The 23,406-nt window shown below is 57.4% G+C and carries 20 protein-coding genes and 3 tRNA genes; 3 read left to right on the top strand and 20 right to left on the bottom strand.

Features of this window, described 5'->3' with window-relative positions; all coding sequences use genetic code 11:
• Positions 1 to 1,207 precede the first annotated feature (1,207 nt).
• From ampE to PMI36_RS28245, 3 genes are all read right to left on the bottom strand, one after another.
• Positions 1,208 to 2,044, bottom strand: a complete 837-nt coding sequence (gene ampE, locus PMI36_RS28235) for a regulatory signaling modulator protein AmpE (RefSeq protein WP_008067226.1) — start codon at positions 2,042 to 2,044, stop codon at positions 1,208 to 1,210.
• A gap of 2 nt (positions 2,045 to 2,046) precedes the next feature.
• Entirely contained in the window at positions 2,047 to 2,616 is a 570-nt protein-coding gene (gene ampD, locus PMI36_RS28240) for a 1,6-anhydro-N-acetylmuramyl-L-alanine amidase AmpD (RefSeq protein WP_008067224.1), read from the bottom strand.
• A 64-nt stretch (positions 2,617 to 2,680) separates the two neighbouring features.
• Entirely contained in the window at positions 2,681 to 4,882 is a 2,202-nt protein-coding gene (locus PMI36_RS28245; RefSeq protein WP_008067222.1) for a DUF1631 domain-containing protein, read from the bottom strand.
• Positions 4,883 to 5,226: 344 nt separating this feature from the next.
• Between PMI36_RS28245 and nadC the strand changes: the two genes are divergently transcribed.
• Complete coding sequence (nadC, locus tag PMI36_RS28250) at positions 5,227 to 6,075, top strand: carboxylating nicotinate-nucleotide diphosphorylase (RefSeq protein ID WP_008067221.1); 849 nt, start codon at positions 5,227 to 5,229, stop codon at positions 6,073 to 6,075.
• 118 nt (positions 6,076 to 6,193) lie between these two features.
• Here nadC and PMI36_RS28255 read toward each other — a convergent pair whose 3' ends face one another.
• A complete protein-coding gene (locus PMI36_RS28255; RefSeq protein WP_008067218.1) occupies positions 6,194 to 6,499 on the bottom strand; it encodes a DUF6388 family protein in 306 nt (101 codons plus the stop codon).
• Between the two features lie 301 nt (positions 6,500 to 6,800).
• Between PMI36_RS28255 and PMI36_RS28260 the strand changes: the two genes are divergently transcribed.
• Complete coding sequence (locus tag PMI36_RS28260; RefSeq protein ID WP_008067216.1) at positions 6,801 to 7,346, top strand: hypothetical protein; 546 nt, start codon at positions 6,801 to 6,803, stop codon at positions 7,344 to 7,346.
• An 8-nt stretch (positions 7,347 to 7,354) separates the two neighbouring features.
• On the opposite strand, the gene PMI36_RS28265 is transcribed toward PMI36_RS28260, so the two are convergent.
• From PMI36_RS28265 to rlmE, 16 genes are all read right to left on the bottom strand, one after another.
• Positions 7,355 to 7,430, bottom strand: a tRNA-Thr gene (locus tag PMI36_RS28265).
• 244 nt (positions 7,431 to 7,674) lie between these two features.
• A complete protein-coding gene (gene pnp / locus PMI36_RS28270) occupies positions 7,675 to 9,780 on the bottom strand; it encodes a polyribonucleotide nucleotidyltransferase (RefSeq protein ID WP_008067214.1) in 2,106 nt (701 codons plus the stop codon).
• A gap of 195 nt (positions 9,781 to 9,975) precedes the next feature.
• Positions 9,976 to 10,245 (bottom strand): 30S ribosomal protein S15, encoded by a 270-nt coding sequence (gene rpsO / locus PMI36_RS0129295; RefSeq protein ID WP_003177875.1) that lies wholly within the window; start codon positions 10,243 to 10,245, stop codon positions 9,976 to 9,978.
• A gap of 142 nt (positions 10,246 to 10,387) precedes the next feature.
• Complete coding sequence (gene truB / locus PMI36_RS28275) at positions 10,388 to 11,305, bottom strand: tRNA pseudouridine(55) synthase TruB (RefSeq protein ID WP_008067213.1); 918 nt, start codon at positions 11,303 to 11,305, stop codon at positions 10,388 to 10,390.
• Positions 11,306 to 11,308: 3 nt separating this feature from the next.
• On the bottom strand, positions 11,309 to 11,710 hold the full coding sequence (gene rbfA, locus PMI36_RS28280; RefSeq protein WP_007900467.1) for a 30S ribosome-binding factor RbfA: 402 nt from the start codon (positions 11,708 to 11,710) through the stop codon (positions 11,309 to 11,311).
• A gap of 159 nt (positions 11,711 to 11,869) precedes the next feature.
• Positions 11,870 to 14,395, bottom strand: coding sequence for a translation initiation factor IF-2 (infB, locus tag PMI36_RS28285; protein WP_008067212.1), 2,526 nt, complete (start codon positions 14,393 to 14,395; stop codon positions 11,870 to 11,872).
• Positions 14,396 to 14,422: 27 nt separating this feature from the next.
• Complete coding sequence (gene nusA, locus PMI36_RS28290) at positions 14,423 to 15,904, bottom strand: transcription termination factor NusA (RefSeq protein WP_007900474.1); 1,482 nt, start codon at positions 15,902 to 15,904, stop codon at positions 14,423 to 14,425.
• Between the two features lie 47 nt (positions 15,905 to 15,951).
• Positions 15,952 to 16,410: a ribosome maturation factor RimP gene (gene rimP, locus PMI36_RS28295; protein WP_010463487.1), complete on the bottom strand. Its 459-nt coding sequence runs from the start codon at positions 16,408 to 16,410 to the stop codon at positions 15,952 to 15,954.
• Between the two features lie 138 nt (positions 16,411 to 16,548).
• A tRNA-Met gene (locus tag PMI36_RS28300) sits at positions 16,549 to 16,625 on the bottom strand.
• 96 nt (positions 16,626 to 16,721) lie between these two features.
• A tRNA-Leu gene (locus PMI36_RS28305) sits at positions 16,722 to 16,807 on the bottom strand.
• A gap of 22 nt (positions 16,808 to 16,829) precedes the next feature.
• Positions 16,830 to 17,213: a preprotein translocase subunit SecG gene (gene secG / locus PMI36_RS0129290; protein ID WP_030128079.1), complete on the bottom strand. Its 384-nt coding sequence runs from the start codon at positions 17,211 to 17,213 to the stop codon at positions 16,830 to 16,832.
• A 4-nt stretch (positions 17,214 to 17,217) separates the two neighbouring features.
• On the bottom strand, positions 17,218 to 17,973 hold the full coding sequence (gene tpiA / locus PMI36_RS28310) for a triose-phosphate isomerase (RefSeq protein WP_008067211.1): 756 nt from the start codon (positions 17,971 to 17,973) through the stop codon (positions 17,218 to 17,220).
• Positions 17,974 to 18,039: 66 nt separating this feature from the next.
• A complete protein-coding gene (gene glmM, locus PMI36_RS28315) occupies positions 18,040 to 19,377 on the bottom strand; it encodes a phosphoglucosamine mutase (protein WP_008067210.1) in 1,338 nt (445 codons plus the stop codon).
• A 16-nt stretch (positions 19,378 to 19,393) separates the two neighbouring features.
• A complete protein-coding gene (folP, locus tag PMI36_RS28320; protein WP_008067208.1) occupies positions 19,394 to 20,245 on the bottom strand; it encodes a dihydropteroate synthase in 852 nt (283 codons plus the stop codon).
• Between the two features lie 8 nt (positions 20,246 to 20,253).
• The gene (gene ftsH / locus PMI36_RS28325; protein ID WP_030128083.1) at positions 20,254 to 22,164 is read right to left on the bottom strand and encodes an ATP-dependent zinc metalloprotease FtsH; all 1,911 of its coding nucleotides are present in this window, start codon (positions 22,162 to 22,164) and stop codon (positions 20,254 to 20,256) included.
• 202 nt (positions 22,165 to 22,366) lie between these two features.
• Complete coding sequence (gene rlmE / locus PMI36_RS28330) at positions 22,367 to 22,996, bottom strand: 23S rRNA (uridine(2552)-2'-O)-methyltransferase RlmE (RefSeq protein ID WP_007900501.1); 630 nt, start codon at positions 22,994 to 22,996, stop codon at positions 22,367 to 22,369.
• A gap of 101 nt (positions 22,997 to 23,097) precedes the next feature.
• Between rlmE and PMI36_RS28335 the strand changes: the two genes are divergently transcribed.
• Positions 23,098 to 23,406, top strand: a complete 309-nt coding sequence (locus PMI36_RS28335; protein WP_007900503.1) for a YhbY family RNA-binding protein — start codon at positions 23,098 to 23,100, stop codon at positions 23,404 to 23,406.

Raw genomic sequence — 23,406 nt, 5'->3', positions numbered from 1 at the left:
AGGGTGGCTTCATTGAGTTGGTAAGTCTGGTCGATCAGGCCCGTGACCTGATCGTAAAAGGCCTGCCACGGTGCATCGAGGGTGTCAGCCATCACCACCTGTTCTTCGAACAGTTCACTGGCCTTTTTCAGAGAGGCCTTGCTGCTTTCAGCCTGAGCGGCCAGGGTTTCGTGCGCTGCTTTACTGGAGCCCAGAGCATCCTGCAATTTCAGACCGTATTCAGCTTGAAGCTTTTCGATCTGCGCCAGCAATTCATCGAACCGGGTGCTCGACGACGAATTGAGAAAGCCCTGTCCCAACGAGTAAGAGCCCATCGCCCGGCCTTCGCCAAGCGTCTGGGTGACGGCTGGCGTGACGTTGGTAATGAGCTCGCTCAGCTGACGCATGTCGCTCTGACTGTCGCGGCTCAGGCCGGCCTGACTGGCAATGATCTGGCTGAAAATCTGCGCGTTGCCAAGCAACTTGCCGATCAGCGCACTTTTGCTTTGCAGGGAGGTTTCCGTTTGCTGGGCCTTGAACGCGGCGATCATTTCATCGCGCTTGCCATCGAAAAACATGATTTGTTCCGGGTCAGTGGTCATCGCCGCCAGCCCTTGCAAACGGGTCAGAACACTTTGCTCCAGGGCGCTGATGTTCGACTCGACATGACCGGCCTTGCCGGACTGGCCAAGGGTGACGTTGATCTGCACCAGGTTGTTCAGGGTTTCCAGATCCCGGCGCAGGCTCAGGCCGCTGCCCAGCAGGTCGAGGCTCTGCAGCTCGACCCGTGTGCCCTGGAATTCGCGATAGGAATCGCGCACCAGATAGAAGTTGGTCACCAGCATCGGCACGAGGAACAGCACGCTGATCAGGCTGAACTTCATGCCGAAACTCAGGCGGTTCATCAGCGCGACGGCGGGATAGAGCAAGCTCTTCACTGTGAAGTCTCCCTTTTGAATTCTTATTTTTATGGCAGGCGCGCAGAGACAGCAGATAGCCACTATTGGCGCTATCTCTGTATAGCCTAAATCGGCGGAGGGTTTTGTAACTTAAGGTTAACGGCGGGGTGCCGTTGTTGGAGCGGGTGAGCACCTTGTGGCGAGGGGGCTTGCCCCCGTTCGGCTGCGAAGCAGTCGTAAAATCCAGACAACTTAGTCTGTCTGGACGGGCGCCGGGGGCCGCTTCGCGACCCAACGGGAGCAAGCGCCCTCGCCACATGTGTTGTTGCTTAGGACAAAACAGTCCACAACGCAAACCCGGCATACCAAAGCACCGCCGCGCGCAGCAGCAGTTCCCAGATCCGGTCCAGGCTGTTGATGCCGTCCGGCCCGACCATCGGCGCCGGAATTTCACCGGCGACCAACCCGACCTTCTCGATCAGTTGGGCGGCGCTGATGTTCCAGTTCAGCAACTCGTGCAGCATCACCCGGCCGACCGCGACAAAGTTGCCGACCAGCGCAAAACTCGCCGCTAACAGTCGCACCGGTACCCAATCGAACGCATGACGCAGCTGTGCCGCTCGCTCGACCACGGCCGGGTTCTGCCCGTGCTCCTCGGCCAGCGCCAGCAGTCGATAGCTCAACGCGGCAACCGGGCCCAGCAGGAAGTACCAGAAGATCACCGCGAAAAAGCTCTGATAGGCCTGCCACAGCAGATGCCCTTCAACTCGCTCCAGCAGTTGCTCGCCGCTGTCGGCACAAATATTCAGGTCGCGTTTGGCCACATGAGCGGCGGCTTGCAGGTCTTCCCGGCGCCAGGCATCGCGGAACGGCCCGAGGCCGGCCAGCAGATCACCACGGCCCAGACTGTAAATCACCACCAGCAGGTGCACCGGTAACGCCAGCAAACCGTAGGCTACCGGTTCCAGCACCACCAACAGCAAACCCAGCAGCGCCACCGGCAACAACACCAGCACCACCAGTATCAGCCACGGACGGTTTGTCATGCGTGGGTTGGCTTCAAGCTTGTGCAGCTCGCGCACCCAACCGCCATCACGTTGAACCCGATGGCGCAGGGCCGAGAACTTCTCGATCCAAACCGCCAACAGCAGCACCAGAAAACTCATTGTTACTCCTTTTTTTCCAGAGCAGCTTTTGCCAGAGACTCGCGATAGCGTGCCCAGTCAAACGCCGGTCCCGGATCAGTCTTGCGCCCGGGTGCGATGTCGCTATGCCCGCAGATGCGTTGTGCAGTGATACCCGTGAAGGCGCTTTGCAGCTGTCGGGTCAGGGCCGTCAACGCTTGATATTGGGCGTCGGTGAACGGCAGATCATCCGTGCCTTCGAGCTCGATGCCCACGGAAAAATCGTTACAGGTATCCCGTCCTTCGAAACACGAGACGCCAGCGTGCCATGCGCGCTCAAGACAAGAGACAAACTGAGTGACGGCGCCGTCACGTTCGATCAAAAAGTGCGCAGACACCCGCAGGTCGGCGATTCCTGCAAAGTAGGGATGTTCCGTGACATCCAGACGATTCTGGAAAAATTCCTGCACCTTGCCGGTCAGAAACTGCGCTGGCGGCAGACTGATGTTGTGGATCACCAGCAGGGAGATTTCGCCCTCGGGGCGCGCATTGAAGTTGGGCGAGGGGCATATGCGCACGCCCTGACACCAACCGCTCGCGGGGTCCAACTGCATACAGGTTCCTTCAACGACGACTGTGTTGGTGCCCAGTATGCCGCGATAGACCCTCGGCGCGCGATCACTTGCCGCGATTGAGACGCCGCAGGTTGCCCAGCACCGACTCCAGCGCCCGGTCGAACAGCAAGGTATCGTCCAGCGTTCGCACCGCACCACGCCGGAACTCCAGGGCCAGACCGGTGCGACTGTGCTCCTGCACTTTCATCCCGGTACGGTTGACGAAGATGTACTTGCCGGTGGCTTCAATGATCGCCGCCAGCTTGCAGCGCAGGGTGTTTTCCTCATCTTCCTGAAACTCGACCCAGCAGCCCAGGCGCAACTGATCGACTTGAAGCAAAGCGACATCGTCCTCCGGCAAACACATCGATGCGATCTCGACCGGGCCTTCGTCGGCGCTGCGAAGCACGATTTGCTGCTGCACTTCGACCATCATCGGTGCGTCAACGGCCATGCTTTTCTGGCCTGGACGTTCGAACAGCTGGACGTGCAAAGCTTCCAGCTTGCTGAAAAACTCGCCGGTGGCGAACGGATCGAATGCCGAGCTGTTCAAACCATCGCGCAACGATTTGAGCAACCCCGGCACCAGCGCCAACAAGCGCACGCTCGCGTCGGGTTCATCATGGCGCTGCACGCTCCAGATCAATTGCTCCATGGTCTGCACATCGGCGTGCCATTCGGCGGACTGATCACCGTGCTTGAGGCAGGTCAGCAACAGCACTTTGCTCCAGGCCTCCTGGACAAACGCCACCACACTGTGCGGCAGCACCTTGCCCACCAACGCCTGGTTCAGCGCTTGCTCGACGCGCTGACGCGCCAGTTCGGTCCTGGCGCGGCCCTCTTCGGCGTCACGGGTGCGCTGCTCGAGTAATTCGCTGCGACGGCGCTCGTCATGGGTGAAGGCGAGAAAATCGGCCAGCAATTCGGAAAAGATTGCCGGGTCATCGACAAAGTCGTTCAGCAAACGCTGCACCACTTGCTCGATGCGCAGGTACAGGCTGTCGCGCTCATGGTCATCGCACTCGCCCCAGCCCATGGCTGCAGCGGCGATTTCGTTGAGTAAACGCCGGGCCGGATGGCTGCTGCGACTGAAAAAGCTCTTGTCGAGCACCGCGACTTTCAGCATCGGGATCTGCAAACGGCCGATCAGCGCCTTGAGCGAGTCCGGCAGGTTGCGGTCATCGAGGATGCATTCGAAGAGCATGGCGATCAGGTTGATCACGTCTTCGTCGGCCACCCCCACCACACGCGATTTGCCGCTTTTGACGCTGCCCCGGGTCAGCAGTTGTTCGAGCTGATTACGCAGATCGAAATCATCTGGAGCCGCCAGCGCCGGTACGTATTGCTGCAAATGCGAGAGCAGGCGCAACAGGTCGCGGGTTGAGATGGGTTGAGCCTGGGCGCTGACCTCCAGGGTCGGCGCAACGCTGCCACGCACGTGGAACAGCAATTCCTGCAAGGCGGCGAAGACTTCCTGCACGCCTTCGTCAATCTGCGTATTGCCAGTTCGCACGCCTGTCTCGGCGGGATCAGCATGAACACTCGCAGCCGCCCGATCAGTGGCACGCCGCGCCGGGGCGGGCTTGAGGTCCGGCAGCACGCCGGTGGCGATCAGCAGTTGATTGGCTTCGGCGTAGAGCTGATCAGCATTGCTGAGCACATAGCGCTCGAACAGCTTGAGAATGATCAGCTTGACCTTGATCTCCATCCCCAGGTTGCGCCCGGCCTGCAAGAAATACTCGCAGAGCAGCGTCGGCCCCATGGGGTTTTGCCGTTCGATCAACGCCTTGCCCAGCAGCATGCTGAGCCGGGCTGTCAGTTGGTCGAGGGCGAAGCCGTCGCGGTTCAGCACTTTGCCGACCATGCCCTCCACCGCCACATTACGTTCCATGTCGTCTAACGGCACCGCGGCATCGAAAACCAGTGCCGGGGGAAAGGCAGCCTGAGAGGTGTCGTGATGAATGAGGCCGACGAAAGCCTCGGAGAATTGCTCGAGAAAACCGCGTTCGATGCTTTTGCGCTTGAGGCGCAAATCGCGCATGGCTTCGAAGAAGATGTTTTGCTCGACGTCGTTGCGGGCGCGGTCGGCCATCTCGAACAGGGTGTCGTCGGCGTTATCGAACAGCGCCTGCAAACCCTCCTTGAGCTGTTGCGCGGCCTTGTCGCGAACCTGAAGCAGAATCACGGGCAGGCGGGCGAGCGGTGAGTGAGTCGCCTGGTCGGTAGCGGCCTTGTGCAAAGGCACTACATTCCCGTCGTTGTGCATCCAAGCCTCCTGAAACGGTGATTCTTCGGTTCGTACGCAGGCCATACAGCCGACGCTCAATGGGGACAGTCATCACCCGTAGTCATTCAATAATAAGGAATCCAAAGTTACGTCAAAGCTATGACGTCAAACGAAAGGCGAATTATCTGCAAAAGACTCTCCTTGTGCCAGCAGACTCTGCCCGCCCCAAAGAAATAGACGTTTATGAGAGACCCTTGCTTAACACCGATTGCTCGCACGAATCGACCAAATGCAGGTGGGCGAACGATGGAATGGGCGTTGATGCCTTGGGTTGCCTCGCACCATGGCCCTATAATCGGGCCACTTTGTTTGTGGAGCCCGTTATGCCGAATCTACGTCTCGCCGATTTGACCGCCGAAATCGAAGCCAACGTGCGCCGTGCGTTGCTCGAGGACATCGGCAGCGGCGACATCACCGCGCAACTGATCCCGGCCGAACGCCTGGCCAAAGCCACCATCATCACTCGCGATGCGGCTGTCATTGCTGGTACCGCGTGGGTGGATGCGGTTTTCCGGCAATTGGACCCTCGGGTTGCCGTTCATTGGCAGGTGCGCGACGGCGAACGGGTGAAACCCAATCAGGTGTTGTTCCATCTCGAAGGCCCGGCGCGCTCGCTGCTGACGGGTGAACGCAGTGCTCTTAATTTCCTGCAATTGCTGTCCGGCGTGGCCACTCGCGCGCAGTACCTGGCCGATTTCGTTGCCGAGACCCAGGTGAAGTTGCTCGACACCCGCAAAACCCTGCCGGGGCTGCGCCTGGCCCAGAAATACGCCGTGACCTGCGGCGGTTGCCACAATCACCGCATCGGCCTGTATGACGCCTTCCTGATCAAGGAAAACCATATCGCCGCCTGCGGTGGCATTCCTGAAGCTATCAATGCCGCACACAAGATCGCCCCGGGCAAACCGGTGGAGATCGAAGTGGAAAGTCTGGCGGAGCTGAAGGAAGCACTGGCGGCGGGCGCCGACATCATCATGCTCGATGAACTGAGCCTGGATGACATGCGCGAAGCTGTGCGCTTGAACGCCGGCAAGGCAAAACTGGAGGCTAGCGGCGGTATCAATGAAAGTACATTGCTGCCAATCGCCGAAACCGGGGTGGATTATATTTCGATTGGTGCGATGACCAAGGATGTGAAGGCTGTGGACCTGTCGATGCGCCTCAGTCTCTGAGGAGCTGTAAGCCATAAGCTACAAGCTACAAGCTACAAGCTACAAGCTACAAGCTACAAGCTACAAGCGGTTTCACTTTGCCTGTAGCTTGCGGCTTGAAGCCTGAAGCTTGTCGCTGTCAAACGACTAGATTATTCATCTCGCAGTACTCTTCCCACTCGACGCCCAATACCTCGGCCGCCTCCTTGTGCAGCGCCAGGCGCGCCGCCTCGTACTCTTCCGGGCTTGAGGTGTACTTGAGCGTCAGCTCCCACGGCTGCAAGCCCTGGGATTCAGCCTCATCCTCAAATGCCCACTGGATCTGGTCTTTCTGATCGTCGGCTGGCAAGTCCTTGATCTCTTCCATCAACTCGTGCGCGTCTAGCGCGTACTTTTTCAGGGCTTCTTCGTGTCTGGCTTCTTGGGTCAATTCTTTAACGGTCATGGCGTTCTCGCTGATCTGGGGAATGGAAGATGGATCTGGATCATCAAGGATCTCTCTGACGCAAAAAACCGTTTGAAGCCCGGTTTGTCTGGCCTTCAGAACCATTCGGGATCATCTGAAAACTGCTGGGCGATGCTCATGCAGACAACGAATATAGGACGTTTTGTCGATGATTTACACGGGTCTTTACATCTATCCCATAAAAAGCCAGGTGCATAAGGTGCGAGAGGCCTTGGGAACATAAGCCGAAATCCAAAGTAATAGCGATGTGCCATATCGGCACATCACAAGGAACCCAGTGATGCGCAGTTTTTCGAAGCTTTCGTCTACCCAGCTTGCGACCGCTACCCTGCTGCTCGGCAGCCTGACATTGGCCAGTGCCGCTCAAGCAGCTGTCGAAGTCACCTCTGACCCTGCGTTGTACTCCGACAAAATCTGCGCCCTCCACAATTCATTCGGCAAGGACACACTCGTCAGAACCAGCGTCAGCATCGATGATCTGGAGAGCCTGCAAAAAACCGTGAAGGCCAATGCCATCGAACTGGAAAGCCAGAAGCGCACCCTCAGCGAACAAACCCGTCAGATCGAAGAACTCAAACGCAACAGCGGTTCCAGCTCAAACTCCAGCAGCAAGGAGATTGACGATCTCAAGCGCACGGTCAATGAGCAGGAACGCGATCTGAACAACCTTGGCAAGCAAGTGGAAGAGCTAAAGCGCAATAGCGGCTCTAGCTCAAGCTCGAACAACAGCGAAATCTCCAGTCTCAAACGGGAGATCAGCGATCAGGATCGCGCGATGGATCAGCTCAAACGCACCGTTGAGGATCTGAGCAGAAAGGTGAAATAAGCGAGAGGTGGTGCCCGAGACAGGAATCGAACCTGCGACCTTCGCGTTACGAGTGCGCTGCTCTACCGGCTGAGCTACACGGGCTGTGGGCTAAACCTAGCACTGGCTTCGAGGTCCGGCAACTTGGCGCACCGCAAAATCAAAAGATCGCAGCCTGCGGCAGCTCCTACAGATTCGATGTACGCCGCCATATCGTGGTTGAACACAATCTCGTGCAGGAGCTGCCGCAGGCTGCGATCTTTTGATCTTTCTGCACACAAAAAAATGCCCCGCCGTTTTCACGGCGGGGCATTTTTTATAACGTTGAAGCGGTCAGGCGTGGGAGTGATTAAACACCCGAAGCCTTGGCTGCTGCTACGTCTTTGATGGACAGCTTGATACGGCCGCGGTTGTCCACGTCCAGTACCAGTACTTCCACTTCCTGGCCTTCTTTCAGGATGTCGGTCACTTTCTCAACGCGAGCATCGCTCAGCATCGAGATGTGAACCAGACCGTCCTTGCCCGGCAGGATGTTGACGAATGCGCCGAAGTCGACGATGCGCTCAACCTTACCGACGTAGATCTTGCCGATCTCGGCTTCAGCGGTGATGCCCAGAACGCGCTGACGCGCAGCTTCTGCAGCTTCCTTGGTTTCGCCGAAGATCTTGATCGAACCGTCGTCTTCGATGTCGATCGAAGCCTTGGTCTCTTCACAGATTGCACGAATGGTCGCGCCGCCTTTACCGATGACATCACGGATTTTGTCGGTGTCGATTTTCATCGCGATCATGGTCGGAGCGTTTTCCGACAGCTCGGTACGCGACTGGCCAATGATCTGGTTCATCTGACCAAGGATATTCAGGCGCGCTTCCAGGGCTTGGCCCAGAGCGATTTCCATGATTTCTTCGGTGATGCCCTTGATCTTGATGTCCATCTGCAGCGCGGTAACACCTTTGGCGGTACCGGCTACTTTGAAGTCCATGTCGCCGAGGTGATCTTCGTCGCCCAGGATGTCGGTCAGGACGGCGAATTTCTCGCCTTCTTTAACCAGACCCATGGCGATACCGGCAACCGGTGCCTTCATCGGAACGCCGGCATCCATCAGAGCCAGGGAAGCGCCGCAGACCGAAGCCATGGAGCTCGAACCGTTGGACTCGGTGATTTCCGACACAACACGGATGGTGTACGGGAACACGTCGGCAGCAGGCAGCATCGCCTGAACCGAACGACGGGCCAGACGGCCGTGACCGATTTCGCGACGACCAGCGCCACCCATGCGACCACACTCACCTACCGAGAACGGAGGGAAGTTGTAGTGCAGCATGAACGGGTCTTTTTTCTCGCCTTCCAGGGTGTCCAGCAGCTGTGCGTCACGGGCAGTACCCAGAGTCGCGACTACCAGGGCCTGGGTTTCGCCACGGGTGAACAGTGCCGAACCGTGGGTCTTCGGCAGAACGCCGACTTCGATGTTCAGCGGACGTACGGTCTTGGTGTCGCGACCGTCGATACGTGGCTTGCCGTTAACGATGTTTTCGCGAACGGTGCGGTATTCGATTTCACCGAAAGCCGCTTTGACTTCAGCGGAAGTCGGCTGACCTTCTTCACCGGACAGGTTGGCAACAACCTGGTCTTTCAGTTCGCCCAGACGAGCGTAACGATCGGCCTTGATGGTGATGGTGTAAGCCTGGGAGATTGCTTCGCCGAACTCGGCACGGATAGCGCCCAGCAGTGCGGTGGCTTCTGGCTGAGGAGCCCAGGTCCAGGTTGGCTTGGCAGCTTCAGCGGCCAGTTCTTTAACGGCGTTGATTACCACCTGGAACTCGTCGTGAGCAAACAGTACTGCGCCCAGCATCTGGTCTTCGGTCAGCTCTTTGGCTTCCGATTCAACCATCAACACGGCTTCCGAAGTACCGGCAACGACCATGTCCAGGCTCGAAGCTTTCAGTTGTTCGTAAGTCGGGTTCAGCAGGTAACCGGTGCTTTCATGGAACGCAACGCGGGCAGCGCCGATCGGGCCATCGAAAGGAATGCCGGAGATGGCCAGGGCAGCCGAGGTACCGATCATCGCAGCGATGTCCGGATCGGTCTTTTTGCTGGTGGAAACGACGGTGCAGACAACCTGCACTTCGTTCATGAAGCCTTCTGGGAACAGCGGACGGATCGGACGGTCGATCAGTCGGGAAGTCAGGGTTTCTTTCTCGGAAGGACGGCCTTCACGCTTGAAGAAACCGCCAGGGATCTTACCGGCAGCGTAAGTCTTTTCCTGGTAGTGAACGGACAGAGGGAAGAAGCCCTTGCCTGGATCGGCTTGTTTGGCACCGACAACGGTCACCAATACGCTGACGTCGTCGTCAACGGTGACCAATACTGCGCCGGAGGCCTGACGGGCGATACGGCCAGTCTCGAGGGTAACGGTCGACTGACCGAACTGGAATTTTTTGATTACCGGGTTCACGGTGTCCTACCTTCTTTTGTGGCTCTTGGGGAACTTGTCTTCTTGCGAAATTCTTGGGCAATGTCGGGAATCGGCCCAACGCCTGTCCAGGGTAAAACGACTATCCAGATAAAACTTGAGGCTGGGAGCCTGACATGCGCCAGCGGGAGACCCACTGACGCACGACAGACAACCAACCTCTAGCGCAATCGCTTATTAGCGACGCAGACCCAGGCGACCGATCAGAGTCTGGTAACGACCCAGATCCTTGCCTTTCAGGTAGTCCAGCAGCTTACGGCGCTGGTTTACCATGCGGATCAGACCACGACGGGAGTGGTGATCTTTACCGTTGGCCTTGAAGTGACCTTGCAGCTTGTTGATGTTGTGGGTCAGCAGTGCAACTTGCACTTCTGGCGAACCAGTGTCACCAACAGCTTGCTGGTAGTCAGCTACGATTTGAGCTTTTTCTTGAACGTCGAGAGCCATGAGGCAATCCTTTTATCAGGAAACTGTTTCAAAGAAACAGCTTCAACAGGCCAGGGACAAATCCCTGTATCTATAAATGAGTAGTGACCGTGCCTGTTAACAGCCACACTCGCCGACCTGCTGTTACACAGGCCGGTTTCGGTCATTCTGACCGAATCAGTCGACGTGGCGCGATGCGCCCGTCTTCGCTCACTTCACCGATACCGATGAAACGACCATTGTGATCCTGTACCCGTACCATGCCGAACTTCGGTGCATCCGGGGCACGTACCGGTTGGCCGTTAAGCCAGTAGAACGCGCTGTGCTCCGAGAAATGCAACAGTGGCCAGTCCAGCAGGCCGCTGTCCGATGGCATCAGGAAGCGGTCGACCGCTTCGTTGCCGCCTTCGGCATGTACCGCTTCAAGCTCTTCCAGAGTGACGGTCTGTGCAAGCGTGAAAGGCCCGGCCTGGGTACGTCGCAATTCAGCCACGTAAGCGCCACAACCGAGTTGCTCACCGATATCCTCCACCAGGGTGCGGATATAGGTGCCTTTGCTGCAATCCACCGCAAGCCGCGCAGTATCACCCTCAAAGGCCAGTAATTCCAAGCGTGCAATAGTAACAGAACGCGGTTCGCGCTCCACTACTTCGCCTGCACGGGCCAGCTTGTACAGCGGCTGCCCATCACGCTTGAGCGCCGAGTACATCGGCGGTATCTGACTGATTTGCCCACGAAATTTCGGCAGCACAGCTTCGATATCGGCGCGACCAACGGTCACCGGGCGTTCCAGCAAAACTTCACCTTCGGCATCGGCCGTGGTGGTGGTCTTGCCCAGTTGCGCCAGGGTTTCATAAGCCTTGTCGGAATCGAGCAGGTATTGCGAGAACTTGGTGGCCTCGCCAAAGCACAACGGCAGCACGCCGGTGGCCAGCGGATCGAGACTGCCGGTGTGCCCGGCCTTCTCGGCATTGAGCAACCAGCGAACCTTCTGCAATGCCGCGTTGGAGGTGAACCCCAGCGGCTTGTCGAGCAGGATGATGCCGCTGACGTTACGACGGATACGTTTGACCTGAGCCACCGATTACTCCTTGGCGTCTTCGGGTTCAGCCGCTACCGGGTGCTGATTGTCTTCAGCCACCGCACGCTCGATCAGGGCCGACAGGTGGGCGCCACGCACGACGCTTTCGTCGTAATGGAAGTGCAACTGCGGAACGCTGCGCAACTTCATTTCGCGAGCCAACTGCATACGCAGGAAACCTGCGGCGGAGTTGAGCACCTTGATGCTTTGCGCAATGTCGTCGCGGCTGTCCTGGCCCATCACGGTGATGAAGATCTTGGCGTGACCGACGTCACGGCTGACTTCAACAGCGGTAATGGTGACCAGACCGACGCGCGGGTCTTTGACTTCACGACGGATCAGCTGTGCCAGCTCACGCTGCATCTGATCGCCGATACGTTGGGTACGGCTGTATTCTTTTGCCATGTCTTGTTACCTGTTACTGCCCCACGGTGAAACCCGAGGGGTCTGAAAGCGGCAAACGCCCGGCCTGACAAAAGCCAGACCGGGCGTTGCGTTTAGAGTCCGGACGTTGCGCCGCGCATCTGCATGCGGCGGCTCATCGTGGCCCTTGAAGTGCGCGAGTTAGAGGCTGCGAGCAACCTGCACCTTCTCGAAGACTTCGATCTTGTCGCCGACCTTGACGTCGTTGTAGCTCTTCACGCCGATACCGCATTCCATGCCGGCACGTACTTCGGAAGCGTCATCCTTGAAGCGGCGCAGGGATTCCAGCTCGCCTTCGAAGATAACGATGTCTTCACGCAGTACACGGATTGGACGGTTACGGTGAACAACACCTTCGATAACCATGCAACCGGCGATCGCGCCAAACTTCGGCGAACGGAACACGTCACGCACTTCAGCGGTACCCAGGATGTTCTCGCGAACATCGCTGCCCAGCATACCGGTGAGGGCTTTCTTGACGTCTTCGATGATGTCGTAGATCACGTTGTAGTAACGCATATCCAGACCTTCCTGCTCGACGATCTTGCGAGCGCCAGCATCGGCACGCACGTTGAAGCCGAACAGTACAGCGTTGGAGGCCAGTGCCAGGTTGGCGTCGGATTCGGTGATACCACCGACACCGCCACCGACCACACGCACTTGCACTTCGTCGTTACCCAGGCCATTCAAGGCACCGTTCAACGCTTCCAGCGAACCACGGACGTCGGATTTGAGGACGATGTTGAGCGTCTTCTTCTCTTCCTGACCCATGTTCTCGAAGATGTTTTCAAGCTTGCCGGCGTGAGCACGGGCCAGTTTGACTTCGCGGAACTTGCCTTGACGGAACAGAGCCACTTCACGGGCTTTCTTCTCGTCGGCAACCACGCTCATCTCGTCGCCAGCGTCCGGGGTACCGTCCAGGCCGAGAATCTCGACAGGGATGGAAGGACCGGCTTCCTTGATTGGCTTGCCGTTCTCGTCGAGCATGGCGCGAACGCGGCCATAGTTCGAACCGACCAGCACCATGTCGCCTTGGCGCAGGGTACCGTCTTGAACCAGAACGGTTGCAACCGGGCCACGACCTTTGTCGAGACGCGATTCAACCACAACACCACGGCCAGGAGCCGAAGGGGTCGCTTTCAGTTCGAGAACTTCAGCTTGCAGCAGAACAGCTTCGAGCAACTCGTCCACGCCAGTACCGACTTTCGCCGAAACCGATACGAACGGGGTGTCGCCGCCCCACTCTTCCGAGGTCACGCCGTGAACCGACAATTCGCTACGGATGCGATCGAGATCGGCGCCCGGCTTGTCGATTTTGTTCACTGCAACAACCAGCGGAACACCAGCAGCCTTGGCGTGCTGAACGGCTTCAACGGTCTGCGGCATTACGCCGTCGTCCGCTGCAACCACCAGGATCACGATGTCGGTCGCCTTGGCACCACGGGCACGCATGGCGGTAAACGCGGCGTGACCAGGGGTGTCGAGGAAGGTGACCATGCCGCGTTCGGTTTCAACGTGGTACGCACCGATGTGCTGGGTGATACCACCGGCTTCGCCAGCAGCTACCTTGGCACGACGGATGTAGTCGAGCAGCGAAGTCTTACCGTGGTCAACGTGGCCCATTACGGTCACAACCGGTGCACGGGAGAACGCTTCACCTTCAAACTTCAGGGACTCGGCCAGGGAATCTTCCAGGGCGGTGTCGCTGACCAGGGTCACTTTGTGGCCCAGCTCTTCGGCAACCAGTTGGGCAGTTTCCTGATCCAGTACCTGGTTGATGGTCGCTGGAGTACCCAGTTTGAACATGAACTTGATGATTTCAGCAGCCTTGACCGACATCTGCTGGGCGAGATCGCCAACAGTGATGGTCTCGCCGATCTTCACTTCGCGCACAACAGGGCCGGTTGGGCTCTGGAAACCGTGGGCGTTGCGTTTCTTCAGCTTGGCCTTGCCGCGACCACCACGACGGAAGCCATCGCTTTCTTCGTCGGTAGTACGTGGCGCAACACGTGGAGCAGGCGCTTTTTCCTTGACCGAAGCACGATGCGGAGCGTTTTTGCGCTCGCCATCGCCACTGCCACGACGATTGGTATCGTCGGCACGTGGTTTGTCCGGACGACGCTGTTCGTCGCGTTTGCGAGTGTCGGCCGCAGGTGCTGGTGCAGCTGCAACAACCGGCGCGCTTTCACGTACTGGCTCAGCTACTGCAGCAGGCGCTGCAACGGCGTCGTTAGTAGCGGTTTGCGCAGCCGCAGGCTGGCGACGCGCTTCTTCTTCGGCGCGACGCTTGGCTTCTTCTTCAGCCTTCTGACGAGCAGCATTTTCTACTGCGCGGCGTTCTTCCAGTTCGCGTTTGCGCTCGGCTTCGATTTCTTCCGGGCTGCGTTGTACGAAGACTTTCTTCTTGCGTACTTCAACGCTGATGCTCTTGCTACCAGCAACACGCAGGGTGCTGGTGGTTTTGCGCTGCAATGTAATCTTGCGCGGTTCTTCCACTTTCGCCTTGTGGCTGCTCTTCAAGTGAGTCAGCAAAGACTGCTTCTCACTATCGCTCACACCTTCATCGGCGGCGGTGTGCGGCAGACCTGCCTCACGCATCTGCTGCAACAGGCGCTCTACCGGTGTTTTGACCTCATCGGCCAGTTGTTTCACCGTGACTTGCGTCATGCACTTCTCTCCTCAGGCCGCGCCTAATTACTCGAACCAATGGGCTCGGGCGGCCATGATCAACTTGCCGGCACGATCATCGTCAATGCCGTCGATGTCGAGCAGGTCGTCAATAGACTGCTCGGCCAGGTCTTCGCGGGTAATTACGCCGCGCACCGCCAGTTCCATCGCCAAATCCTTGTCCATACCCTCAAGCGAGAGCAGGTCTTCGGCCGGATGGGCGTCTGCCAGCTTTTCCTCAGTAGCGATGGCTTTAGTCAACAAACGATCCTTGGCGCGAGCGCGAAGCTCGTTGACGGTTTCTTCGTCAAAGCCGTCGATGTTGAGCATTTCTTCCAACGGTACGTAGGCAATCTCTTCCAGGCTGGTGAAGCCTTCATCTACCAGCACCTGTGCCAGGTCTTCGTCGACTTCCAGCTCGTCGATGAAGTTGCGCAGGATGTCGCCGGTTTCTGCTTGCTGCTTAGCCTGGATGTCCGATTCGGTCATCACGTTCAGGGTCCAGCCAGTCAACTGGCTAGCCAGACGCACGTTCTGACCACCGCGACCGATGGCCTGAGCCAGATTGTCTGCGCCAACGGCGATGTCCATTGCATGGGCATCTTCGTCAACGATAATTGCCGCCACTTCAGCCGGCGACATTGCATTGATCACGAACTGCGCCGGGTTATCGTCCCACAGGACGATATCCACACGCTCACCGCCCAACTCGCCGGACACTGCCTGGACGCGCGAACCGCGCATACCGATGCAAGCGCCTTGCGGGTCAATGCGTTTGTCCTTGGAGCGGACCGCGATCTTGGCGCGCGAACCCGGGTCGCGGGACGCAGCCATTACTTCGATCAGGCCTTCAGCGATTTCCGGCACTTCGATGCGGAACAACTCGATCAGCATTTCCGGCGCGGTACGCGACAGGATCAACTGAGGGCCGCGGTTCTCGGTGCGGATTTCCTTGAGCAGCGCACGCAGACGCACACCAACCCGGAAGGTTTCGCGAGAAATGATGTCTTCACGGGCCAGCAACGCTTCAGCGTTATTGCCCAGGTCGACGATCACGTTGTCGCGGGTGACTTTCTTCACGGTGCCGGAGATGATTTCCCCCAGGCGCTCGCGGTAGGCGTCGACGACTTGAGCACGCTCGGCTTCGCGAACTTTCTGCACGATGACCTGCTTGGCAGTCTGTGCAGCAATGCGGCCGAACTCGATGGATTCGATCTTTTCTTCGACAACATCGCCGACCTTGGCACCAGGATGCGTTTCTGCAACCTTGCTCGGCCAGGTTTCGATGGCCGGATCGTCCAGGTCTGCTTCTTCGACAACCGTCCAGCGACGGAATGTCTCGTAAGCACCGGTGTGGCGATTGATTTCCACACGCAGATCGACTTCGTCCTCAAAACGCTTTTTGGTAGCAGTGGCCAGAGCCAGCTCCAGCGCTTCAAAAATTACGTTTGCCGGTACGCCCTTTTCATTGGATACCGACTCAACAACCAGCAGTACTTCTTTGCTCATCGTACGCCTCGCCTTTCGCAAGCCATTGGATCCGCGGGATCCGCGTCTCAGTCAAAACTGGGAATAATGTTGGCCTTGTCGATCATATCGATCGGCAACAGGAACTCATGGTCTTCAACCTGCACCACAACGTCCTGCTCTTCTACACCGCGCAGAAGGCCCTGAAAGTTGCGCCGACCTTCAAAAGGCGAGCGCAGCTTGATCTTCACTTGTTCACCGGCAAATTTTGCAAACTGCTCAATAGTGAACAGTGGGCGTTCCATGCCAGGCGAGGAAACTTCAAGGGTGTATTCAACGGCGATCGGATCTTCAACATCCAGTACACCGCTGATCTGACGGCTGACGATGGCACAATCGTCCACCAGCACGCCGCCCTCTTTATCAATATAAACGCGCAACATTGAGTGGCGACCTTGAGCCGAAAACTCAATACCCCAGCATTCATAGCCTAGGGCCACGACCACCGGGGCCAGCAAGGCCTGCAACTCTTCTAGCTTGCTCGACACCTGAACCCCCTCGTGCATGTATGTGCATGCTGTGCAAAATAAAAAAATGGGCGAAACGCCCATCCTTGAAACGCCGTTGAACAGCGGCGTTGAAAGTGTCCAGCTAACAAAAAGCCCCTGAAAAGGGGCTCCTTAAACTGGTTGCGGGGGCCGGATTTGAACCGACGACCTTCGGGTTATGAGCCCGACGAGCTACCAGACTGCTCCACCCCGCGACAAAGCTGGGGCGGAAGTATACGACCGATCCCTGACAGGGTCAATGTAACCTTCCACCTACAAGAAAGCCCGCAACAGCGGGCTCTCCTGATAATTGGTACCGAGAAGGGGACTCGAACCCCTACACCCTATGGGCACAACCACCTCAAGGTTGCGTGTCTACCAATTCCACCACCTCGGCAATACTACGTTTGAAACCCTTCTTACTTCTGCTCTTGAGCTGGAGGCACGTCAGTCGCTGGAGTAGCCGACTTTTGCTCTTGAAGCACCGGGACATCATCAGAAGCCGGTTGTTGCTTTGGAACTTCCAACACTGCTGGATTTGGCAAACCTACTTGAGTCAGCTCATGAGCCTTCTCTTTAGCAAAGTAACCTAACCCCAAGCTGGTTATGAAGAAACCGGCGGCAAGTATAGCAGTAAACTTACTAAGAAAGGTAGAGGAACCTTGGCTTCCGAACACAGTATTTGAAGCACCTGCTCCGAAAGACGCGCCAGCATCCGCACCTTTACCCTGCTGCAGCAAAACCAGAGCAACTACGCCCAATGCACCCAGCAGATGAAAAACGACTACGACTGTTTCCAGCATTTTTTCAGTTTCCCGCGGCGCGACAAATCGCACCGAACTCATCTGCATTCAGGGAAGCTCCACCAATGAGCCCCCCATCGATATCCGGCATGCCGAACAGTTCGACCGCATTGGCCGCCTTCACGCTGCCGCCGTATAGAAGCCGCACACCTTGCGCGACTTCAGAATTCTCTGCCGCCAACTGAGCGCGAATGGCTGCGTGCACATCCTGCGCCTGTTGCGGCGAAGCAGTCAGCCCGGTGCCAATGGCCCAGACCGGCTCGTAAGCGATTACCGCCTTTGCAAAGACACCTACACCCAGCTCCTCAATGATACTGCCAAGCTGACGCCCGACAACATCAAGAGTTTTTCCAGCTTCGCGCTCTTCGCGGGTTTCCCCTATGCACAACACCGGAATCAAGCCACATGCCTGCGCCGCTGCGAACTTGCGAATCAGCATTCCATCCTGCTCACCCATTATCTGGCGGCGTTCGGAGTGCCCGACAAGCACCAGGGAACAACCTGCATCCACCAATTGACTTGGCGCAATTTCACCGGTCAATGCACCTTGCATGGATTCCACTGCAGAATTCTGCGCGCCGACCGAAATCGACTTACCTTTCAAGCCATCAATCACTTGATTGATATGCAAGCAAGACGGGAATACCGCGACATCAACACCGCTCGGCAAGGCCAGATGACTAAGGCCATTGATCAGCTCAGCGACGCTGGCGCGGGTACCGTGCATCTTCCAGTTACCAGCTACCATAGGGCGACGCATGCTGTACCTCGTCGGTCAAAGTGGGCGCAGATGTTACCCAACACAATCATGGCTGGCAAGCCGAAATCAGACAGAAACTTCAGTTACCAGTTTTGCCAGCTCTTCGGCGTAACCGCGAACCTGCGTTTCGTCCTCACCCTCGACCATGACCCGCACCAGTGGCTCTGTCCCGGACTTGCGCAACAGCACGCGCCCACGACCGGCCATCGCCTGGGTGACACGATCACTGGCCTCTTTGACTTTCGGATGCTCGAGCGGACTCGCACCACCGCCAAACCGGACATTGATCAACACTTGAGGACACTTGCGCAGCGCCTGGCGGGACTGAGCCAGGCCTTCTGCGCGCCTCTTCAGCGCCATCAACACCTGCAACGCGGCAATGATTGCATCACCGGTGGTGGTGTGACTGAAGCAGACAATGTGCCCCGAATTTTCCCCACCCACCTGCCAATCACGCCCCAGCAACTCGGAGATCACGTAACGGTCGCCAACGTTGGCGCGCACAAAAGGAATCGCCAGATCAGCCAGGGCCAATTCCAGCCCCAGGTTACTCATCAGCGTACCGACCACACCACCCTGCAACTTGCCGCGCTCTTGCAGATCGCGAGCGATGATGAACAACAACTCGTCGCCGTCGACGACAGCGCCCGTGTGATCGACCATCTGGACCCGGTCACCATCACCGTCAAAGGCAATACCCAAATCGGCGTGCTCGGCCAATACGGCAGCTTGCAGCGGTTCCATATGGGTCGAACCGCAGTTTTCATTGATGTTCAGGCCGTCAGGATGAGCAGAAAGCACAACAACTTCAGCCCCCAGCTCACGGAACACACTAGGCGCCACTTTATAGGTCGCACCGTGGGCACAGTCGATCACGATCTTCAGCCCGGTAAAACTGGTGCCGGTAGGAACGCTGCTCTTGCAGAATTCGATATAACGGCCCGAGGCATCGTTGATTCGCGACACCTTGCCGATCTTGCTCGACTCAACCACGGTCATCGGGGTGTCGAGCAACTCTTCAATCATCAACTCGACTTCATCCGGAAGCTTGGTGCCCTTCCCGGAGAAAAACTTGATGCCGTTGTCGTCATGAGGGTTGTGCGAGGCGCTGATCACGATGCCGGCTTCGGCATGAAAAGTCCGCGTCAGATAGGCGATGGCCGGCGTCGGCATCGGCCCCAGAAGCATCACATCAGCACCTGCCGAGGTCAGTCCGGCCTCAAGCGCCGATTCGAACATGTAACCGGAGATCCGAGTGTCCTTGCCCACGAGCACTTTGCAGGCACCCATGCTACGAAATGCCATGCCTGCCGCCCAGCCAAGCTTGAGCATGAAATCAGGAGTAATCGGGTATTGACCGACTCGACCACGAATGCCGTCGGTGCCAAAGTATTTTTTGCTCATAAGTACTCCATCATTCTTATTCGGCTGATTCTACGGCGGCGATCATCCGCACCACATCGACGGTTTCGGCCACATCATGGACGCGCAATATACGCGCCCCCTTGATTGAAGCCAGTGCCGCGAGCGCCAAACCGCCATACAGGCGCTCTCCCACAGGCCGATTCAAGGCTTGCCCGATCATGCTCTTTCGCGAAACCCCGACCAACAGAGGCCGCCCCAAGGCATGCAAGGCCTCCATACGCTTAAACAGGCTCAGGTTGTGCTGCAAGGTTTTCGCGAAGCCGAAGCCCGGATCGAGAATGATCCGCTCGGCGGGGATGCCCACCGACGCGCACTGAACCATGCGCTCAGCGAGAAACTCGCCGACCTCTTTCGTCACATCCTGGTACTGCGGATTGTCCTGCATGTCGCCCGGCTCACCGAGCATATGCATCAGACATACCGGCAAGCCGGTGGCCGCTGCCGCATCCAGAGCGCCATCTCGACGCAACGAACGCACATCATTGATCAAACCCGCCCCCAGCCTTGCGGTTTCACGCATGACTGCCGGCGTGGAGGTATCGACCGAGATAATCACATCGAGTTCACGATGAATCCGCTCGACGACAGGCGCTACACGCTCCATCTCTTCAAGGGGGGAAACCGCCCTGGCACCGGGCCGGGTCGATTCGCCACCAACGTCGATCAGCGTCGCACCAGCCGCCACCATCGCCTCGGCGTGGCGCAAGGCCGCATCGAGCTGACTGTATTGGCCACCATCGGAAAAGGAGTCGGGAGTGACATTGAGAATGCCCATGACATGCGTCTGGGCCAAATCAAGAACCCGGTTACCGCAAGGCAACCGGGTCGAGGACAGAACAGAAGTCATTTCAAACCTTATACGTCAGCAGCCGGGCCACCGATGGGTGTTTCCGGACGCCCATCCTGCACCGCCGGAGGCGTGCCGGAAGTATCACTACCGCCAGACCAGTCGCGAGGCTCGCGAGGAGCACGACCTGCCATGATGTCATCGATCTGATCAGCATCGATCGTCTCGTACTTCATCAAGGCATCCGCCATGGCGTCAAGCTTGTCACGGTTATCCGTAAGGATCTGTTTGGCCGTGCCGTAGCACTGGTCAATGATGCTGCGTACTTCGGAGTCGATCAGTTTGGCTGTCTCGCCGGAGAAGCTGGCATGTTGACCACCGCCGCCACGACCGAGGAACACTTCGCCCTCTTCTTCGGCGTACATCAACGGACCGAGTTTTTCCGACAAGCCCCACTTGGTCACCATGTTCCGTGCGATCTGGCTGGCACGCATGATGTCGTTGGATGCGCCGGTAGTGACGCCATCGAAGCCCAAGGTCATTTCTTCAGCGATACGACCGCCATACAGCGAGCAGATCTGACTGATCAGTGCACGCTTGGACAGGCTGTAGCGATCTTCTTCCGGCAGGAACATGGTCACACCGAGCGCACGACCGCGCGGGATGATCGACACTTTGTAAACCGGATCATGCTCAGGGACGACGCGACCGACGATAGCGTGGCCAGCTTCGTGATAAGCAGTGTTCTGCTTCTCTTTCTCGGACATGACCATGGATTTGCGCTCGGCACCCATCATGATCTTGTCTTTGGCCAGTTCGAACTCTTTCATCTCGACGATGCGCTTGCCGGCACGGGCTGCGAACAACGACGCCTCGTTCACCAGGTTGGCCAGGTCGGCACCGGAGAAACCAGGAGTACCACGCGCGATCACGGCCGGAGCGACGTCGTCACCCATTGGCACTTTGCGCATGTGGACTTTGAGAATCTGCTCGCGACCACGGATATCCGGCAGACCGACCACGACCTGACGGTCGAAACGACCCGGACGCAGCAATGCAGGGTCCAGCACGTCGGGACGGTTGGTTGCTGCAATGACGATGATGCCGTCATTCATTTCAAAGCCGTCCATTTCTACCAGCAACTGGTTGAGAGTCTGTTCGCGCTCGTCATGACCGCCACCCATGCCGGCACCACGGTGGCGACCGACGGCGTCGATTTCATCGATGAAGATGATGCATGGCGCGTGCTTCTTCGCCTGCTCGAACATGTCACGAACACGACTGGCACCGACACCGACGAACATTTCGACGAAATCGGAACCGGAAATGGTGAAGAACGGCACTTTGGCTTCGCCGGCAATCGCCTTGGCGATCAAGGTTTTACCAGTACCAGGAGGACCGACCATCAGCACGCCACGAGGAATGCGACCGCCCAAACGCTGGAACTTGCCCGGATCACGCAGGAATTCGACCAGCTCGCCAACTTCTTCCTTGGCTTCGTCGCAACCGGCAACGTCAGCCAAAGTAGTTTTCACCTGATCTTCGGAGAGCAGGCGCGCCTTGCTCTTGCCGAAGCTCATCGGCCCGCCCTTGCCACCGGCACCGCCCTGCATCTGCCGCATGAAGAACATGAACACGGCGATGATTACGAGGATCGGGAAGCTTGCGACCAGGAGTTGAGTCCAGATGCTTTGCTGCTCAGGCTGCTTGCCTTCAACTACCACGTGGTTATCCACGAGGTCGCCGATCAGGCCATTGTCCTGGATTGCCGGACGAATGGTCTTGAAGCTGTCGCCATCGTTGCGCTTGCCGGTAATTACGTAGCCATCAACTGCTACGCGCTCGACCTTGCCATCCTTGACCTGCTGGATGAAGTCGGAATAGTTGAGGGTCTGCGGCTCGTTAGGGCTGGAGAAGTTGTTCATCACCGTCACCAGGACAGCCGCGATGATCAACCACAGGATCAGATTCTTTGCCATATCGTTCAATTAACTACCCTCTGAAGCAAGCTCCGCTAATGGCGCGTGCTTCGCATGATATTCACCGGCCTAACTTACTACATTACCTACGGCTCTGGCAGGCGCCGTCTGTAACCCTTTGTGAAACACTTTCTACACAATATTCGCTAATGCTCACGGGACGAAATACGAAAAACCTATCGACCCGCAAAAAAACCTCGATTTACTCACTACGGCCGCGGTAGCCCCAAGCCAGCATGTATTGCTCGCGGGAACTGCCACGGGAAGAGTCCGGCTTGATCATCTGGACCTTGTCGAATTTCTGACGAGCGTCCTTCACGTAAGCATCAAACCCTTCGCCCTGAAACACCTTGATCACGAAATTACCACCCGGCTTGAGTATCCGAGCCGCCAGATCAAGAGCCAGCTCACATAGAAACATGGCTTTTGGCATGTCCACCTCAGGCGTACCACTCATATTGGGGGCCATATCGGAAATCACAAGGTCCACCTGCGAATTACCCACGGCTTCAAGGATCTGAGCGAGCACTTCGTCCTGGGTGAAGTCACCCTGAATGAAAGTCACGTCCGGAATGCTGTCCATTTCCAGGATGTCCGAGGCGATCAGACGCCCCTGACCACCGATCAGCCGACTAGTGACCTGCGACCAGCCGCCGGGCGCCGCACCCAGGTCGACAACGCTCATACCAGGACGGATCAGCTTGTATTTCTCCTGGACCTCCAGAAGCTTGTAACTCGCACGCGAGCGGTAACCATCCTTCTGCGCCTGCTTCACATAGGGATCATTGACATGTCTTTTCAGCCAACCAAGGCTTGTCTTGGAACGCGCCATTGGGCACCTCGATGATAAGGGTCGTGATTAATTGGGCGGATCCACGAACCCTCGGGTAAAATGGCCGCCATTTTACAGAATCCAGACTAAAGGGTCAGATTATGCCGCTCACTCAAGAGCAGAAGAAACAGTACAAATCCATTGGCCACCATCTGAAACCAGTTTTGATTGTGGCTGACAACGGTTTGACTGAAGGTGTGTTAGCCGAACTTGAACGCGCTTTGGCGGATCACGAGCTGATCAAAATCAAGCTCAACATCCTCGATCGCGAATCGCGCCTGGCAGCCATTGCAGAACTCTGCAAGGCCGGCAAAGCCGATCTGGTTCAAGTCATCGGCAAGATGGCACTGATTTACCGCAAGAACTTCAGCGTCAACAAGCAGCTGTCGAACGTCCATCGCTTCAAGTGA

Source organism: Pseudomonas sp. GM79, assembly GCF_000282495.1.
In the GTDB taxonomy this organism is placed as follows: domain Bacteria; phylum Pseudomonadota; class Gammaproteobacteria; order Pseudomonadales; family Pseudomonadaceae; genus Aquipseudomonas.
Note: the sequence above shows the minus strand (reverse complement) of the source record. Positions and strands in the feature narration are given on the sequence as shown.